General features: G+C 66.0%; 12 protein-coding genes. 5 read left to right on the top strand and 7 right to left on the bottom strand.

Translation table 11 applies throughout. The features are described from left to right. Positions 1–114 precede the first annotated feature (114 nt). Positions 115–1,689: an alpha/beta fold hydrolase gene (locus AC13GI_RS03380; protein WP_482995495.1), complete on the top strand. Its 1,575-nt coding sequence runs from the start codon at positions 115–117 to the stop codon at positions 1,687–1,689. Positions 1,690–1,762: 73 nt separating this feature from the next. Here AC13GI_RS03380 and AC13GI_RS03375 read toward each other — a convergent pair whose 3' ends face one another. Then, complete coding sequence (locus tag AC13GI_RS03375) at positions 1,763–2,209, bottom strand: hypothetical protein (protein ID WP_482995494.1); 447 nt, start codon at positions 2,207–2,209, stop codon at positions 1,763–1,765. 121 nt (positions 2,210–2,330) lie between these two features. Between AC13GI_RS03375 and AC13GI_RS03370 the strand changes: the two genes are divergently transcribed. Next, positions 2,331–2,489, top strand: a complete 159-nt coding sequence (locus AC13GI_RS03370; RefSeq protein WP_165787226.1) for a hypothetical protein — start codon at positions 2,331–2,333, stop codon at positions 2,487–2,489. Beyond that, on the top strand, positions 2,458–3,504 hold the full coding sequence (locus AC13GI_RS03365; protein WP_482995493.1) for a retropepsin-like aspartic protease: 1,047 nt from the start codon (positions 2,458–2,460) through the stop codon (positions 3,502–3,504). The genes AC13GI_RS03370 and AC13GI_RS03365 overlap by 32 nt, the downstream gene beginning before the upstream one ends. Positions 3,505–3,650: 146 nt before the next feature. Here AC13GI_RS03365 and AC13GI_RS03360 read toward each other — a convergent pair whose 3' ends face one another. Both AC13GI_RS03360 and AC13GI_RS03355 read right to left on the bottom strand, forming a co-directional pair. Then, positions 3,651–5,375 carry a fatty acid--CoA ligase gene (locus tag AC13GI_RS03360; protein ID WP_482995492.1) on the bottom strand — a complete coding sequence of 575 codons (1,725 nt, stop codon included), beginning with the start codon at positions 5,373–5,375 and terminating at the stop codon, positions 3,651–3,653. Positions 5,376–5,400: 25 nt separating this feature from the next. Beyond that, on the bottom strand, positions 5,401–7,254 hold the full coding sequence (locus tag AC13GI_RS03355) for a 3-hydroxybutyrate oligomer hydrolase family protein (protein WP_482995491.1): 1,854 nt from the start codon (positions 7,252–7,254) through the stop codon (positions 5,401–5,403). A gap of 88 nt (positions 7,255–7,342) precedes the next feature. On the opposite strand from AC13GI_RS03355, the gene AC13GI_RS03350 reads away from it, so the two are divergent. Then, a complete protein-coding gene (locus tag AC13GI_RS03350; RefSeq protein WP_099818522.1) occupies positions 7,343–8,017 on the top strand; it encodes a response regulator transcription factor in 675 nt (224 codons plus the stop codon). Positions 8,018–8,024: 7 nt separating this feature from the next. Here AC13GI_RS03350 and AC13GI_RS03345 read toward each other — a convergent pair whose 3' ends face one another. From AC13GI_RS03345 to AC13GI_RS03330, 4 genes are read right to left on the bottom strand one after another with little or no spacing between them, the layout of a single operon-like run. Next, entirely contained in the window at positions 8,025–11,357 is a 3,333-nt protein-coding gene (locus tag AC13GI_RS03345) for a hybrid sensor histidine kinase/response regulator (RefSeq protein ID WP_099818521.1), read from the bottom strand. Between the two features lie 46 nt (positions 11,358–11,403). Further along, on the bottom strand, positions 11,404–11,889 hold the full coding sequence (locus AC13GI_RS03340; RefSeq protein ID WP_099818520.1) for a MaoC family dehydratase: 486 nt from the start codon (positions 11,887–11,889) through the stop codon (positions 11,404–11,406). Further along, complete coding sequence (locus AC13GI_RS03335; protein ID WP_099818519.1) at positions 11,886–12,764, bottom strand: alpha/beta fold hydrolase; 879 nt, start codon at positions 12,762–12,764, stop codon at positions 11,886–11,888. The genes AC13GI_RS03340 and AC13GI_RS03335 overlap by 4 nt, the downstream gene beginning before the upstream one ends. 11 nt (positions 12,765–12,775) lie before the next feature. Further along, entirely contained in the window at positions 12,776–14,950 is a 2,175-nt protein-coding gene (locus AC13GI_RS03330) for a TonB-dependent receptor (RefSeq protein WP_482995607.1), read from the bottom strand. 170 nt (positions 14,951–15,120) lie between these two features. Between AC13GI_RS03330 and AC13GI_RS03325 the strand changes: the two genes are divergently transcribed. Further along, positions 15,121–16,524, top strand: coding sequence for a GntP family permease (locus tag AC13GI_RS03325; protein ID WP_482995490.1), 1,404 nt, complete (start codon positions 15,121–15,123; stop codon positions 16,522–16,524). Positions 16,525–16,563 lie beyond the last annotated feature (39 nt).

The following is a 16,563-nucleotide window of genomic DNA, read 5'->3' as shown; positions in this document are numbered from 1 at the left end:
CCCGCGGCGTGAGGTGGCAGGCCCGCCGCCCCATGCTGCGGCGCAAGGTGTCAGCCACCATTCGCACTGGTACGGTCCAGCCCGTTGCACCACCAACGACGGGGAGAGACGACGATGCGCAAGGTATTGCTGCTGTTGATCCTGCTGACCGGGCTGGCGCCCACCGCCTGGGCCGCCACGGTCAAGACCACCCACCGCACCCTTCCCGGTTGGGATGGCACGCCCCTCGGGGTCTTTGTCATCGAGCCGCAGGACGCAGGTGGCGGCAAGTACCCGCTGCTGGTGATGCCCAGCAGCTGGGCGGTGCCGAGCGTGGAGTACGTAGGGGTGGCGCAGTCGCTGGCCAAGCGCGGCTACGTGGTCATCAGCTACAGCTCGCGCGGCTTCTGGGAGTCCGGCGGGGCCATCGATATTGCCGGGCCGGCCACGGTCGAGGATGTCAGCGCATTGATCGACTGGGCGCTGGACAACACCCAGGCCGACCCGGCACGGATCGGCGTCTCGGGCATCTCCTACGGCGCCGGCACCAGCCTGCTGGCCGCCGCACGCGACCCGCGCATCAAGGCGGTGGCCGCCCTCAGCGGATGGGCCGACCTGCAGGCGTCGCTGTACGCCAACGACACCCCCAGCGCACAGGGAATCGCGCTGCTGGTGGCCGCCGGCCTGGTCACCGGCCGCCCCGGTTCCGAGTTGGCCACGATCAACCGCAACGTCGTGGTCGGCAACTATCAGGGCGCCGTGGAATCACTGCTGCCGGTGGCCGCGATCCGCAGCCCTGTTGCCAGCATCAACGAGATCAACGCCAACCAGCCGGCGGTGTTCCTCGCCAACGCCTTCAACGACAGCCTGTTCCCGCCGGGTCAGCTGGTGGATTTCTTCAACCAGCTGAAGGGCCCCAAGCAGCTGCAGCTGCGTCACGGCGACCACGCCCTCAACGAGGCCTTGGGCGCACTGGGCATTCCAAACGAGGTCTACGACTCGGTGGGCGACTGGTTCGACCATTACCTCAAGGGCGTGGCCAACGGCATCGACCGCGAGCCGGCGGTGCAGCTGAAGTCACAGAAGGGAAGCTGGAGCAGCTACCCGAACTGGCAGGCCACCAACAGCGGTGCAGTCAGCTACGCGTTGACCGCACCCGGCGGCCTGCTTCTGCCCACCGGGGGCCTGGTTGAAAATGGGCGCAGCAATGGCTGGAACTACCGCATCGGCAGTGGCCTGGCGACCGCCGCCAATTCCGGCGTGGCGATGGTGTCCGGCTCGCTGCAGATGATCAACCTTCCGCCGGGTGCGTACGTGCCTTTCGTCGGGCGCAACGCCGCCGGTGTATGGCAGGGGCCGATCTACTGGAACGCACGTCGCCTGGACGGCGCGCCGGAAGTGCGGGTGACCGTCACCCCCAGCCGTGCCAACACCACGCTGTATGCCTACCTGTACGCGGAAGATGTGCTGGGCAATGGTCAGCTGATCAGCCACAAGCCCTACACCCTGCGCGGCGTTGCGCCGGGCCAGGCGACCACCCTCGATCTGCGGCTGGAAGCAAGCAGCTGGAACATTCCGGCGGGCAGTCGCCTGACGCTGGTGGTCGATACGGTGGACCTGCGCTATGCAGGCATCAGTCAGCTGGGCGGGGCGGTGACCTTCAGTTCGCCCGCGTCCGCGCCATCGGTGTTGAAGGTGCCATTGCACTGAATCCATGCCGCGCCCGCGGTTGCGGGCGCGGCAGCGCCATGGGCACACCGGCGGCAGATGCCGTGTGGCGTGCTCAGAGCTTGCCGGCCACCCTGTAGCGGGAGACACCCTGTTCGATCAGCATCTGCAGTTCGTGCAGCAATGCTGGATCCCAGGCATCGAAGTTGAAGCAGGACTTCCCCTGCATATGCTTCTTCAGGGCCGGGCTGATGCCGGCCAACAGCTCGGGGAAGGTGTAGATGGGCATGAAGTGGAATGAATGCCTGCGGCCGGACACCCTCACCGCGCCGAAGAACTGAGCCTTGCCCTTGGCATCTACGTTCCTGCAATTGGCGTAGAAGTGATCGCCATCATCGTGTACCACCAGAAGGTCGGCCTGGTAGGGAAGCAGCAGGTCCCGCAGGGCGACGAACAGGTTGGGCGACGGGCCTTCCATTGCACGATCCGACTCGGCGGCAGGTACGGGTGGGCTCTTCATGGACGTCATCCCGGAGGGGAATGCAGCTGCGATATCGTGCACGGGTTCTGCTGGGCCAGCCTACCACGGGGCAGTATGCCGACAGTGGCAGATGGCTATGGACTTATAGCGACGAGCACCTGACCATGGCGCTCCAAGAATACCCGCACAACCTGGCAGCTCGATGAAAACACTGGCCCTGATCGCACTTTCCCTCTCCATCTGCATCAGCCTGACCGGCTGCATTGCGCCGTTTCGGGTAAAGGCGCGCGAGTTTGCGGCTGCCGACGTGCCGTCGCCAGAAAAGCGCGATGCGCCCGTTCCGTCAGCGCCACCGCAGTGACACCCCGTCGTTCGGCATCACCCGCAGCACCGGCACCGATGTAAACCCTTTCCGCATTAGTGGCATCCATCAGGTGCCACGCTACCACCGCCAAACGAAAGGAAAGTCGCCCGTGCCTGGAATCCCACATGTACTTCTGGTTGCCGCCATCGCTTGTGCCACTTCAGGCGCGAGTGCCGGTGCCAATGCCACGCCCGTGGCAATCCCGTTTGAGCAGGACAAGGACCACCGGATCTACGTCCGCGGCAGCGTCAACAGGTCCGAGCCCTTGCGATTCCTGGTGGATACCGGTGCGGATGGACTGGCCCTGTCACGCGCCATCGTGCCGAAGGCATCGGTGGTCATCGATGATCGTACTGAGAACACAGGGTCAGACGGCGTCACCACGATGGACTACAGCACGCGCAACGACGTTGAGATCGGCGGGCTGCACACGCGCATGGGCGCAGTGGTGGTCGACTACAGGAACCGTCCCTTTGATGCGGTTCTGGGATGGAAGTTCTTTGAAGGGAAGGTGGTCGAGATCGATTACGACCGGCAGCAGCTGCTCGTCCATCGTAGCCTGCCGGATGTAACCGGCTACACCCGCGCCAACATCCGCTGGATCGACAACACGCCCGCAATCGAAGTCACGCTCGGCAACGGTGACGCCGTCGTCAAGCCCTGGCTGGCACTGGATACGGGAAGCAACGGCTCCATCGATCTCAGCTATGCCTACAGCTCGCGCCATGGGCTGATGGACGTTTTCACCCAGAAGGTGGGAACGTCCCGATTCACCGGCAGCGCGGGCAATGTCATTCGTGCCGTGGATGTGCGCGTCCCGTCTGCAAGCATCCAGGGGTTGGCCATCGGCAACGCCGCTGCGTCGTTTCCAATCGACGATGACGCCTCCACTGGCGACGGCACGCTCGGCGCGGGTGTTCTCCGGCAGTTCAATATGCTGCTGGACATGAAGACGGGTGAGGTCTATCTGCGACGGAACCAGTACGTTGGCGTGGACCCGATCAGTAAGTAGCAGCTGGCGCTGCTGCGGCGATGTGTTGTTTGGAACCAACCGCCTTGGCATGCGCGTGGTTCCCAACGCGGTAGTTGCTCGAGCCGCTGATGGCGTGCTGGGTGCAGCGTTTGCGCCAACGATGCACCTGTTCTACCGGGAGCGTGTCATCGACGTTGCAGATGCGCTGCCGAAGTACCTCGATGGGTGGGATGGTCCGCTTCATGTGAGCCCGGGCCACCAGCAACTACCTCCGGATCATGCAGCCCACGCAGCTTCTTCTTGTTGATCTTGCCCACGCTGGTGCGTTCCAGCGAATCCACGAAGCTGACGCGGTCGGGGATCGCATAGCGGGAGATGTCGCCTGAGCGGCTGCGTGCTGCGACCAGTTCGATGATCTCAGCCTCGGTCACATCGCTGCCGGGCTGCCGGACCACCAACGGCAGCGGTCGCTCGCCCCATTTCGTATCGCTGATGCCGATCACGGCGACCTCGTTGACCGCCGGATGCAGGGCGATGATGTCTTCCAGGGCGAGCGAGGAGATCCACTCGCCGCCGGTCTTGATCACATCCTTGATGCGGTCGGCCACGCGCAGGTAGCCGCCGCCATCGATGTTGCCGATGTCCCCGGTATGCAGGTAGCCGCCCGCCCACAACGCCGTTGAAGCGTCCGGGTTGTGCAGATAACCCTGGGTGAGCCAGGGCGTGCGTACCACCACTTCGCCGGTAGCGACGCCATCGTGGGCAACGTCGTTCATGTCTTCGTCCACGATGCGCAGATCCACCAATGGCACCGGGATGCCGGCCTTGGTACGCAGCGACAGCTCCTCATCCGGGTCGTCCAGGGCGTGGGCATCGATCTGCGCGATGGTGAGCAGGGGGCAGGTCTCGGACATGCCGTAGCCGCCGAAGATGTCGATGCCACGGGCCAGTGCCTGCTGCGCCAGTGCCCGCGGCAGTCCCGCACCGCCGATGATCACCTTCCAGCTGCGCAGATCGGTATCGGCAGCCGTGGCATCGCCCAGCAGCATATGCAGGATGGTCGGCACGCAGTGCGAGAACGTCACCTTCTCGCGGGCGATCAGCGCCAGCAGCTTGCCCGGCAGATAGCGTCCGGGGTAGACCTGCTTGATGCCCAGCAGCGTGGCCACGTACGGCATGCCCCAGGCGTGGACATGGAACATCGGGGTGATCGGCATATAGACATCGTCGCGGTGCAGCCGCCCCTGGCTGGATGCACTGCCGAGCGCGGCCATCGCCGCAAGCGAGTGCAGCACCAGTTGCCGATGGCTGAAGTACACGCCTTTGGGCAGGCCCGTGGTGCCGGTCGTATAGAACGTCGTGGCGCGGGTGTTCTCGTCGAAGTCCGGGAAGCAGGTGATGGGCGTGGCCTCGCGCAGTCCGGCTTCATACTCGGTCACGAAGCCCGTTGGCAGCGGGCCAACCTCATCGGCCAGCAGAATACGCGTGCGCAGATCCGGCAGCTGTTCGTCGATGGCTTCCAGCACCGGCAGGAATTCACGGTTGGCCAGGAGTACCCGCGCGCCGCTGTGATTGAGCGTATAGGCAATCTGCTCTGGCGCCAGGCGGATGTTCACCATCATCAGCACCGCTCCGATCATCGGCACGGCGAAGTAACTCTCCAGGTAGCGATTGCTGTCCCAGTCCATCACGGCCACCGTATCGCCGCGCTTTACCCCAAGGGTGGTCAGCAGCCCGGCCAACTGGCCGATGCGCGTCTGAAGGGTGCGGTAGTCGAAGCGGACCTTGTCGCCGTAGACGATCTCCTGCTGTGGACGCACCGCCAGCGGCGTCAGCAGCAACTGCTTGATCAACAGGGGAAAGGCGTTGGCCTCGGCAGCGGGCGTGTCTGTAGCGGTGGCGGACGACATGGGGGGCTTCCTGGTGGGCGGCGTGTCAGCGGTTGGAGAGGGTCGTGACCGCGGGAATGGACAGCTGCTCGCGCAGCAAGGGTGCTTCCGCGCGTGGGGTCGGCTGGATGAGCGCATCCTTTGGCAGCGCATGGGCTGGATCCTCAAGGTGACCCCACACCTGGTCCAGCGCCGCGAACAGGTAGGGCAGCAGTGGCACATAGCGCTTGCGGTAATCCGGGAAGCCCAGCAGCGAGTCGAAGTGCTGTGCGTGGTTCACGCGCCAATAGGCGATCTGCGCCCCCGCCTTGCGCGTAGATGGCACATAGCGATCGCTGGTCATGCTGATCGGCACCAGGCCGTCGTCCAGGCCATGGATCACCACGATCGGCACACCGCGACGCGGGGCCTGGGCGGTGGCCGCGGCGATGCCGGCGCGCACACGCCGTGCATCTGCGCTATCGCCATTGCCGAGTGCACGCAGGCAGTTCAGACCGCGCAGTGGATCAGCTTCCGCCCCGGCGGCATTGCCATCCACCAGCACCACGCCACTGCCTGGCGGAATGCCGCTGCCCTCGCTCCACCAGGTTGTGCGAGCCTCGGCGGTGGCCGCGCCGGGCCTGCCGTCTGCCCCAGCGGCGGAGAAGCTGTACGCGCAGGGATGTTCGCCGGCGCCGTAGCGTCCATAGGCTGACGAATAAGTGACCGCGATGGCGCGCCACAGATCGAACCCGGTCGAGAACGCGCCGGCACGAAGTGCGTCGGCACTCAAGCCAGCGTCGAGCAGCTGCTGCCGTGCCGACCGTGCCTGTGCCGTAGTGTCATCACCTTGCACCAACCCGGCGGATTTCAGCATGGCACATCGCTGGGCCCACACCGGCACGGCCTGCGCCGACATCGGCGGTTGCGGCAGATCGTCCTCTGCCAGCAGGGCACAGGGCATCAGCAACGCGGCCCGGGTAACGAAGTCGTACAGCGGCGGTGCGCCTGCCACCGAGACATTGGGCTCGCCGGCCACCATCGCATCGAACCAGTTGCCTTCGATCTCCGCCGCACGCAGCACGGCGCCACCGCCATTGGATACGCCAACGCCCAGGGTGCGCGTGTTGGCCGCCGTGAACGGGGCCGATTCGGGGTAGGCGCGGTCCAGTACCTGCAGGCCGAACTGCAGCGCCTGCAGCAGATGCCGGCCCCAGTCTGCTTCCGGGTTGTCACCCGAATGGGCATGTTTGAAGGCGATTCCCTGGGTGGCTGCCGTACCCGCAGGAACAAAGGCCAGCGCGCCTTGGCTGGCGGGCGTGCCGTCGTCCTGGAAGCCCGTCTTGGCGGCCAGGTCGTAGTAGTCACTGCCGGCGCCCTTGTCGGTATAGGCGACGGCGCAGCCATGGGCCAGACCCCAGCTGCCGGCTACCGCAATCGCGCCATAGATGCCACGCGAGCCGGAAGACGCAGCGACGACCAGGCAGCGTCGCGAGGTGTCGAAGGTGTCGGGTACCTGCACCAGTACGCGGTGGGGTTGGCGTGCGCCATCGATGCGCGCATAGGCCGAGAATTCGCGGCCGGGCACTGCCTGCAGGCTACCGTAGACATCGCCGAAACCACCGCCGGGAGTCAGGTCGGCAATACCACGCCAACTGCTCCAGATCGCACGGCGTCGGGCCTCGTCGGCGGTGGGCCGGGCCGGGTTGGCGAACTGGGGCGCGCTGGCCGAGCGCAGGGCGTCGAGGCCCAGTCCCGCGGTCAGCAGTTCATCGTCGCCGCGATGCAGGGTTTCCCGCCACTGCTCGAACACCGGAACAGCAGTGATGGGGCGGGGCGCGGCAGCCTGGGCGGCGGAAATGCTGCCCACAAGCAGCGGCAGCGTGGCGCACAGCAGCGTAACGGGGCGGTGGATGTTCATGGCTCCACCCTAACGATCCGGGCGGCGCACGCCAGCGTACCTTGGTACCCGTGCCCAACCGCAGGCGATTTGCTAACCTCCGCTGGACATGCCGACCCTGCTCATCGCCGACGACCATCCCTTGTTCCGCGCGGCGCTGCATCGTGCGGCCGAGGAGGCGGTGGCTGACCTGCAGATCAGCGAGGCCGATTCGCTGCACAGCGTGCTGGAAGCGATCGAGAGCCAGCAGATCGACCTGATGCTGCTGGACCTGCATATGCCGGGCAACCATGGTCTTGCCGGGCTGGCGACCATCCGTGCACTGCAACCGGGGCTGGCGATCATCATCGTCTCGGCCAATGAAGAGCCGCACGTGATCCGCCGCGCCATCGACCTCGGCGCAGCCGGCTATCTGCCCAAGAGTTCGGGGCTGACCGACCTGCAGTCCGCGCTGCAGACCGTGTTGGAAGGTGAGCGCTGGATTCCGGCGCTGCTGCGCGAGCCGGTGGCACGGGTAGCGCCCTTCAACAAGGACGCCGATCTTGCCGCGCGCTTGTCCAGCCTGTCCGCGCATCAGTACAAGGTGCTGAGCCTGGTGGCCGAAGGGCTGCTCAACAAGCAGATCGCGGACCGGCTGGGCGTGCAGTTGCGCACGGTCAAGGCGCACATGACCCGCATCATGGGCCGGCTGGGCGTGCGTAATCGTGCGCAGGCCATCCGTGTGCTGCACGAGATGGGGCTGAGCGATCCCTCGCGGCAGATCGAAGAGACGCAGGACGCCTGACCCTTGGTCACGGTGTTGCCGTCGCGGCCGTTGCCAGCAGATGGTTGATCGCCCAGCGCAGTGCCAGCGGCTTGAACGGCTTGTTGAGCAGCGACAGGCCCACGCTGCGCACTGCCTCGCGGGTGTCGCTGCCGGTGTCGGCGCTGAGGATCACCGTCGGCCGTGTACCGTGGACGGCGACAAGGCGCTTCCACAGTGCGACGCCGGTATCGCCATCATCAAGGTGGTAGTCGAACAACCACAGTGCCGCTTCCTGCGCTGAAGCACCCAGCGCATTGACATCGCGCGCCGCGATGACATCGCAGCCCCAGGAAAGCAGCATCTGTCGCATTGCCTCCAGGGCCTGCGGATCGTTGTCGACCACCAGCACGCGGATACCCTTGATGCTGCTGTTGCCAGCGGCGGGTTCAGTGCGCGGGGCCGCAGGCGGCGCTGCCCGCGCCACGGTGATCGAGAAGGTTGAGCCGCGATCGAGCGCGCTCTGCAGTTGCAGCGGCGCGTGCAGCAGGTCGGCAATGCGGCTCGCGATGGTCAGCCCCAGACCGAGGCCCTGGCCGTTGCTGCGGTCGCCACGATGGAATTCCTCGAAGACCACCGCTTGTTGCTCCGCTGCGATGCCGGGGCCGCTGTCATGCACGCCGATCGACAGGGTCTGGCCATGTCGGCGCACCCCCAGCAGCACGCCGCCATGGCGGGTGTAGCGGATGGCATTGGCCAGGAAGTTCTGCAGCACCCGACGCAGCAGCAACGGGTCGCTGTGCACCCACGCGCGGGTGCGCACATGGCGGAACTGCAGGCCGCGCGCCGCTGCCAGCACGGCGAACTCCTGCGCAAGTGGATCCAGCACGGTCGACAGCGCGAACGGACGCGGATCGGCGACCAGTCCGCCGGCTTCCAGCCGCGAAATATCAAGCAGGCCCGACAGCAGATCGTCGGTGGAGTCCAGCGCGCCACGGATCTGGCGCAGGAAGCTGTCCAGGAACTCCGATTCGATGTGCTGCGACATGGCATCGGTCAGCAGCTGCGCCGCATGCAACGGTTGAATCAGGTCGTGGCCGACGGCGGTGAGGAAGCGTGTCTTGGCCACGTTGGCCCGCTCGGCTTCATGCACCGCCTGCTCCAGCCGGGCGGTGCGGTCCTGCACGCGGCGCTCCAGGGTTTCGTTGCTGCGCTTCAGCGCGTCTTCTGCACGTCGGAAAGCGGTGACATCGGTGAAAGTGGCCACGTAGCCGCCACCCGGCATCGGGTTGCCGCGGATTTCAACGATGGTGTTGTCCGGGAAGATCCGCTCGGACAGATGCGGGGTACCGCGCCGCATGTGCACCACCCGCCGTTGCAATGCCTTGTCGCGCGAGTCGCCAGGGGTGTCGCCGATCTTCAGCTGTCCCAGCGCCCACGCCGTCAGGTTCGACACCGGTTGTCCCACCTGCAGCAGCTCCGGCGGGAACTTGAACAACGCGGCATAGCGACTGTTCCAGGCCACCAGCTGCAACTGCGCGTCGACCACGCTGATGCCCTGGCTCATGTTTTCCAGCGCGGCTTCCAGCAGGCGCTGGTTGAAGCGCAGTACCTGGGTGGCTTCGCCGACCGCACGGGTGACGGCGTCCAGCGGTGCAGCGCCACCATCGCGGGCCGCCTCCACCAGCAGGCGTGCCATGCCCGCACCGACCACGGCGGTCAGCTCCCGCTCGATGGCGGTGACCCGCTCGTCATCCAGCATCTGCCCGGCGTGTCCGTCCATCAGCTGGCGCGCCCGTTCCTGGCCGAGGAAGCGACCGGCCGTCTTGCGCAACGATGCTGCGGCGATCGCGTCGCGCTGCCGTGGCATCGAGGGACGCACCGCACGCGACACCAGCACAACGGTCGCCAGGTTGACCGCCAGGCTCGCCCCCATGCTGATGGCGATATGGCCCGGCTGCATGCGCAGCGAGAACATCGCCAGCCAGTGCAACCCGTCGGGGCTGGCCGACGGTGGCGGGGCGGGGATCACCATCGGCAGCAGTACCAGCCACAGCCAGACCAGTGAACCCAGCACGATGCCGGCGATGATGGCCGGGGAGGGCGTGCGCGGCCGGTATACCGCCAGCAGCACGGCCGGTGCCAGCTGCGAGAGCGCGGTGAACGACATCAGGCCGAAATCGCTGAGCGCCTCGGTGCCGCTCATCGCGCGGCTGTACAGCCACGACATCAGGAACACGGCGAGGATGCCGGCGCGACGGAAGGCCAGCACCCGCGGTCGCAGATCGGCGCCACTGCTGAAGCCACTGACCCCGCTCAGCAGGCGTGAACCCACGCCGTGGTTGCCGAGCATGATCGACAGGGTCAGCCCGGACAGGATCATCATGCCGGTGGCCGCGCTCAGGCTGCCCAGGTAGGCCAGCAGTGCCAGCAGGTGGTGGCCGCGTTCCTGCGGCAGGGCCAGGACATACAGGTCGGGCGACACCGAAGACGGCAACTGTGCGGCGCCGGCCAGTGCCATCGGCACCGACGGCAGGCCGATCAACAGCAGGTACACCGGGAACAGCCAGCGCGCCGTCTTCAGGTCCGACGACTGCCGCAGTTCAACCACGCCCACATGGAACTGATGGGGCAGGGTGAACGCAGCCATCGCACCGAGCGCGACCATGGTCAGGTAATCCGGCACCACTGCCGGCGGCGGCAGGTGCGCCATCTTCTCAAGCAGCGGCACGCCGGCCTTGTGTACCGAGCGCGCGGCATACAGGCCAATGGCCAGCAGTGCCGTCAGCTTCAACAGCGACTCCAGCCCCAGCGCGACCACGATGCCGCGGTTGTGTTCGGTGGCCGACGCCTTGCGTGCGCCGAACAGCGTGGTGAACGCCGCCATCGTCAGCGCGAACCAGAACGACATGTCCAGTTGCCAGCCGACGGGCGCGAACTGATCACCGAGCAGGGCGGCAAGCCCCTGGCTGACCGCTTTCAGCTGCAGCGCGATGTAGGGAATGATGCCGAACAGCGCGACCAGGGTAATGGTGATGCCCAGCCCTTGATCGGCACGCAGGCGCGCGACCACCAGGTCGGCGATGGTGGCACTGTTGTGCTGCTTGGCCAGTCGCCCCAGCCGCACCAGGAACGGCAGGCCGAATGCAAAAATGAGGGCCATGCCGACCAGTGTCGGCGGGATCGGGAAGCCCCACTGCACGCCCTGCGAGGCGGCCCCGTAATAGGTCCACGCCGTGCAGTGCACGCCCAGCGACAGCGCGTAGATGGCCGGCCAGACCTTCGACAGCCGATGCCCCTGGCGTTCCCCCCACAGGGCGACGCCGAACAGCAGCACGGTCCACGCGATGCAGGCGAACAGGACGATGGAGGGCGTCAACATCGCTCCAGTGTAGAGAGAACCGTGGCCGGCGGGCAGCCGGCCGGCGCTAGTCGGCGAGCACGATCAGCGACAGCTGTTCGGCGACCACCGCGACCTCGCCGGCGGGGATCACTTCCACCGTCTTGTGCTGGGTCAGCAGCCACTGCCCGGGCCTGCGTGCCTCCAGTGACAGCAGCTGCGAGCGCACCCGCACCTCGGAACGGCTGGGCACCGGCGCCAGGAAGCGGACCTTGTTCAAACCGTAGTTGAGCACGTGGGCGATGCCCGGAAAGCCGGCCAGGGCCGCCACGTCGTCCTCGACGGTGAGCGAAAGCAGAAGGAAACCATGCGCGATGGTCTGCCCACCCGGCAAGCCGGTCTGGGCGCGGGCCGGATCGGTGTGGATCCAGTTGTGGTCGCCGGTGGCGTCGGCGAAGGCATCGATGCGCGACTGCGCAATGTGTGTGCTGCCGCTCAGTCGCTCGCTTGCCGCCCATTGCCGCAGTGCCCGCAGGGCGGCAGGCAGCTCATCGATCGACACGTCGGCACTCATCGCACGCGCTCCAGCAGGGCCAGAATCGCATCGCGCGCCTCGGGCTCGGACAGCATCGGCGCATGGCCTACCTCCGGTACTTCAACGAGGCGGGCGTTGGGCGATGTGGCTGCCATCTGCCGTGCGACATCGGCAGGCAGGATGTCCGACAACGCCCCGCGCACCACCAGCACCGGCACCCGCGACGTCAGGCCACGCACCGCACGCCACAGCACCGGGCGCAGCAGCCACAGCAGCCACGGCCGCGTGGTACGGATCACCGCCGGGTCGTAATCCAGCACCATCAGGCCATCGCTGCGCTGGCGGAAGGTGCGCACGGCCATCGCCCGCCAGTCATCGGTGGTGAAGCGCGGGAATGCGGCCTTGCCGATGGATTCCACGTAGGTCGTAGCGTCAGCCAGGTCCATCGGTGGCACCGGCTTGCCGGCGTACTTGCCGATCCGCGCCAGGGCTTCGCGCGGCACCTTGGGGCCGGCGTCGTTCAGCACCGCCGCGGCGATCAGCCCGGGCGCACGCGAGGCCAGGGTGATGGTGACCAGCACCCCCAGCGAGGTGCCGACGAACACCGCCTTATCGATGTTCTGTGACCGCAGCAGCGCCACCATGTCATCGGCATAGGCGCGCGGGTTGTAGCTGGACGGGTCCGGCGCACGTTCCGAGCCCGCACGTCCACGCAGGTCGACGGCGATCACCCGCCAGCCGACGGCGGTCAGTGACTGCGCAAGGGCATCGAAGTCGGCGCCGTTGCGGGTCAGGCCCGGGATGCAGACCACCGTGCCACGGGGCGGTTGTCCCGCGCCCGGGGCATGATCGCGCGCATGCAGGCGCAGGCCATCGTCACTTTTCCAGTACAGATCATCGTAAGACGGTGTCATGCAGACGCTTCCTAGAAATCGTAACGGACGCTGAGGCTATATTGGCGCGGCGGCCCATAGAAACCAATCAGCGTGCCGACCGCCGGAATGTTGTAACCGGTGGTGCGGTACTCCTTGTCGGCCAGGTTGGTGCCCTGCAGCGAGAAGGTCCAGGCGTCGTCAAGCTTCCAGATCACGCCGGCGTTGACCAGTCCGTAGCCGTCCTGGCGGATCACCGGGCTCAGATCGGTGGTTGGCCACACCTCGCTCTGGTAGCTGTAGCTCACCCGAGCGGACAGGTTGCTGCCATTGGCCAGGTCGGTGCGGTATTCCACGTTCAACGCGCCCGAGAAGTCCGGCGCGTTGGTGAACTTCATCTGCTTGGCCACGTTGACGCCACGATCCATGTACTCGTCATACTTGGCGTCCAGCCAGGCCAGGTTGCCGGAGATCAGCCAGTGCTGGCTGGGCAGGTACTGGTACTCGATTTCCAGGCCGTTGATGGTGCCGGCGCCGGCATTGGTGAAGTCGCCGAAGAAGGCATCGTCGACGCCATCGCCATTGGTATCGATGCCGGTGAACACCGACAGCTGGATGTCCTTGTACTTGTTGTGGAACGCCGACAGGTTCAGGAACAGGCGTTGGTCGAGGAAGGCCATCTTGCTGCCGATCTCGAAGCTGTCCACGGTCTCGTCATCGAACGGTTCGGCCGAGCGCGGCACCGCCACGGCATTGGCGCGGATGTTGTAGCCGCCCGACTTGAAGCCACGGGTAGCCAATCCGTAGACCATGATGTCCGGAGTGATCTGGTAATCCAGCGACACCTTGGGCGAGACGTTCTTGAAGTTGGTCTTCTTGTCGAAATCGGCGGCGGTGGCGATCGGGCGCGTGAACGTCGCATCCGAGTAGAAGCGGTTGAGCACGATCGCGCGCTTGTCCTCGTCGGTGTAACGGGCGCCGACGTCCAGCTTCAGCTTGCTGGTCAGGTCGAAGGTCCAGTCGGCATACAGCGCGATGCTGTCGGTCAGTACCTTGCCACGGGTATCGCCGAACTGCAGGTTGAAGAAGTTGTTGCGGATCTGGCCACCGGCTTCGCCACTGAACTGGTACAGGCCGACCACGCCACGCACGCGTCCGCCGGCGTCGTAGTTCAGCTGCACCTCGTTGCTGACCTGGTCGTCGTGGTAAGTGCCACCCACATCGGCCAGCTTGACCGGCGTGCTGTCGAAGTCGATGTTCGCATCGCTGTCCGATTCGCGCTTGGCCACCACGTACTTCAGCGCAACATCCTCGCTGGGCCGCCAGTTCACCGTGGCCGAGGCACCCTTGGTCTCCACGCTGTTGAGGTTGCGCATGCCCGAGCGGATGTCGTAGCGGTCATCCATCGGCGGGTAGGCGCGCACGAATGGATTGGGTGCCAGCATCTTCGAACCGCGCATGCCGGACTGGTCATCGATCCAGTCCAGGGCGAACTGCACGTCGAAATCGTCGCCGGCATACGCACCCAGGTTGAAGCGTGCCGCATTGATCTGCTTGTCACTCACCGGCTGGTTGGTGAACGTGTTCTCACCGAAGCCGTCACGATTCATGCTGGCCACTGCCACGCGGGCGCGCAGACCGCTGTCGGCGCCACCGATCGGGCCGCCGATCGCCGCCTTGGCGTCCAGTTGGCTGTAGTTGCCCACGGTGATCTGGGCAAAGCCTTCGGTCTGGGTGGGCAGGCCGCGCGAGATGTACTTGATGGCACCGCCGATGGTGTTCTTGCCGTACAGCGTGCCCTGCGGGCCGCGCAGCACCTCGATGCGCGAGACGTCGAACACGTCCAGCAATGCACCCTGCGGGCGCGCGATGTAGACGTCATCCAGGTAGATGCCCACGCCGGGGTCAGCGCCCCAGGTGGGGTCGGACTGGCCGACGCCGCGGATGTAGGCCGTGACCGTGCTGCTGGCCCCGCGCGCCGCGTAGATGGTCAGGTTGGGCACCTGTCCATCCAGGTCGCTGATGTCCTGGACGTTCATCTTGTCCAGGGCTTCGGAGGTAAAGGCAGTAACGGCAACCGGCACCTCCTGCAGGGTTTCCTCGCGCTTGCGTGCAGTCACCGTGATGCTGTCCAGATTGGTCGCCGAAGCGGTCCTGCCCACCGCCGGCGTGCCCTGCGGCGCGTCCTGCGCCAGAACCGGCCCGGTGGCCAACAGCATGCCGATCATCAGGCTCAAGCAATTCCGTTTCATTCGGTCCTCCCCCAAGGCAGATGGCCCATTGCCACCCATGCTGCCTAGGCTAGCGGCGCCGTGGCACACCGGCGAGTGGACCTAGGTCCAGTCGGCAGCGGTCGCCAGATCCGGATACTGGGCGCGTCCCCACCTGGAAGCGCCGTATGTCGTTACTGATCGTACTTGCAGCGCTGGCCTTCCTGATCCTGGTGGCCTACCGCGGTTACAGCGTGATCCTGTTCGCGCCCATCGCCGCCCTCGGCGCCGTACTGCTGACCGATCCGTCGCTGGTGGCGCCGATGTTCACCGGCTTGTTCATGGACAAGATGGTCGGCTTCCTCAAGCTCTACTTTCCTGTGTTCCTGCTGGGCGCGGTATTCGGCAAGCTGATCGAGCTGTCCGGCTTCTCCCGATCCATCGTCGGCGCGGCGATCCGGCTGTTCGGTGCGCAGCGGGCGATGCTGTCGATCGTGCTGGTGTCGGGCCTGCTCACCTATGGCGGCGTGTCCTTGTTCGTGGTGGTGTTTGCGGTCTACCCGTTCGCGGCGGAAATGTTCCGCCAGAGCAACATCCCCAAGCGCCTGATTCCGGCCACGCTGGCGGTGGGCGGTTTCAGCTTCACCATGGATGCGCTGCCGGGTACGCCGCAGATCCAGAACATCATTCCAACCACGTTCTTCGGCACCGATACCTGGGCGGCGCCGGTGCTGGGTACGCTTGGCGGCATTTTCGTGTTGGCGGTCGGCCTGGTCTACCTCGAGTGGCGCCGCCGCGTCGCGTTGCGCAACGGCGAAGGCTACGGCGATCTGGCCACCCTGGTGAACGAGCCTACACCGTTCGTCGGGACTCATCTGGCACATGCAGGCATTGCCGTGCTGCCCCTGCTGCTGGTGTTCGTCTCCAACAAGCTGTTCACCCTGGGCATCCCGCACTGGTATGGCAGCCAACACAGCTTCATTCCGTCGATCATGGGCAGCGCCGCGCCGGTAGTGCAGGACGTGGCGAAGATCACCGCAATCTGGGCAGTGCTGGGGGCGCTGCTGGTGGGCATTCTGTCGGTGCTGGCGCTGGCCTGGCGCCCGGTGGTCACCCGGTTTGCCGAGGGCACCAGGGCGGCGATCGGTGGTGCGGTGCTGGCTGCCATGAATACCGCTTCGGAATATGGCTTCGGCGCGGTCATCGCCGCGCTGCCGGGTTTCATGGTGGTGGCCAACGCGCTGGGTTCCATCAAGGATCCGCTGCTGCACGAAGCGGTGACCGTAACCGGCCTGGCCGGCGTCACCGGCTCTGCATCGGGCGGCATGAGCATCGCCCTGGCGGCAATGTCGGAGACCTTCATCGCCAATGCACAGGCCGCCGGCATCCCGATGGAGGTGCTGCATCGTGTTGCCGCGATGGCATCCGGCGGCATGGACAGCCTGCCGCACAACGGTGCCGTCATCACCCTGCTGATGGTGACCGGGCTGACCCATCGCCAGGCCTACAAGGACATTTTCGCAGTAACCATCATCAAGACCCTCGCGGTGTTCGTGGTGATCGGCATCTATTACGCCACCGGCTGGGTTTGACAGCGGCGTCGCAGCACCCTCTGGAAGGTCGGTCCACGA

This window comes from Stenotrophomonas sp. 82F1 (assembly GCF_056861525.1).
Note: the sequence above shows the minus strand (reverse complement) of the source record. Positions and strands in the feature narration are given on the sequence as shown.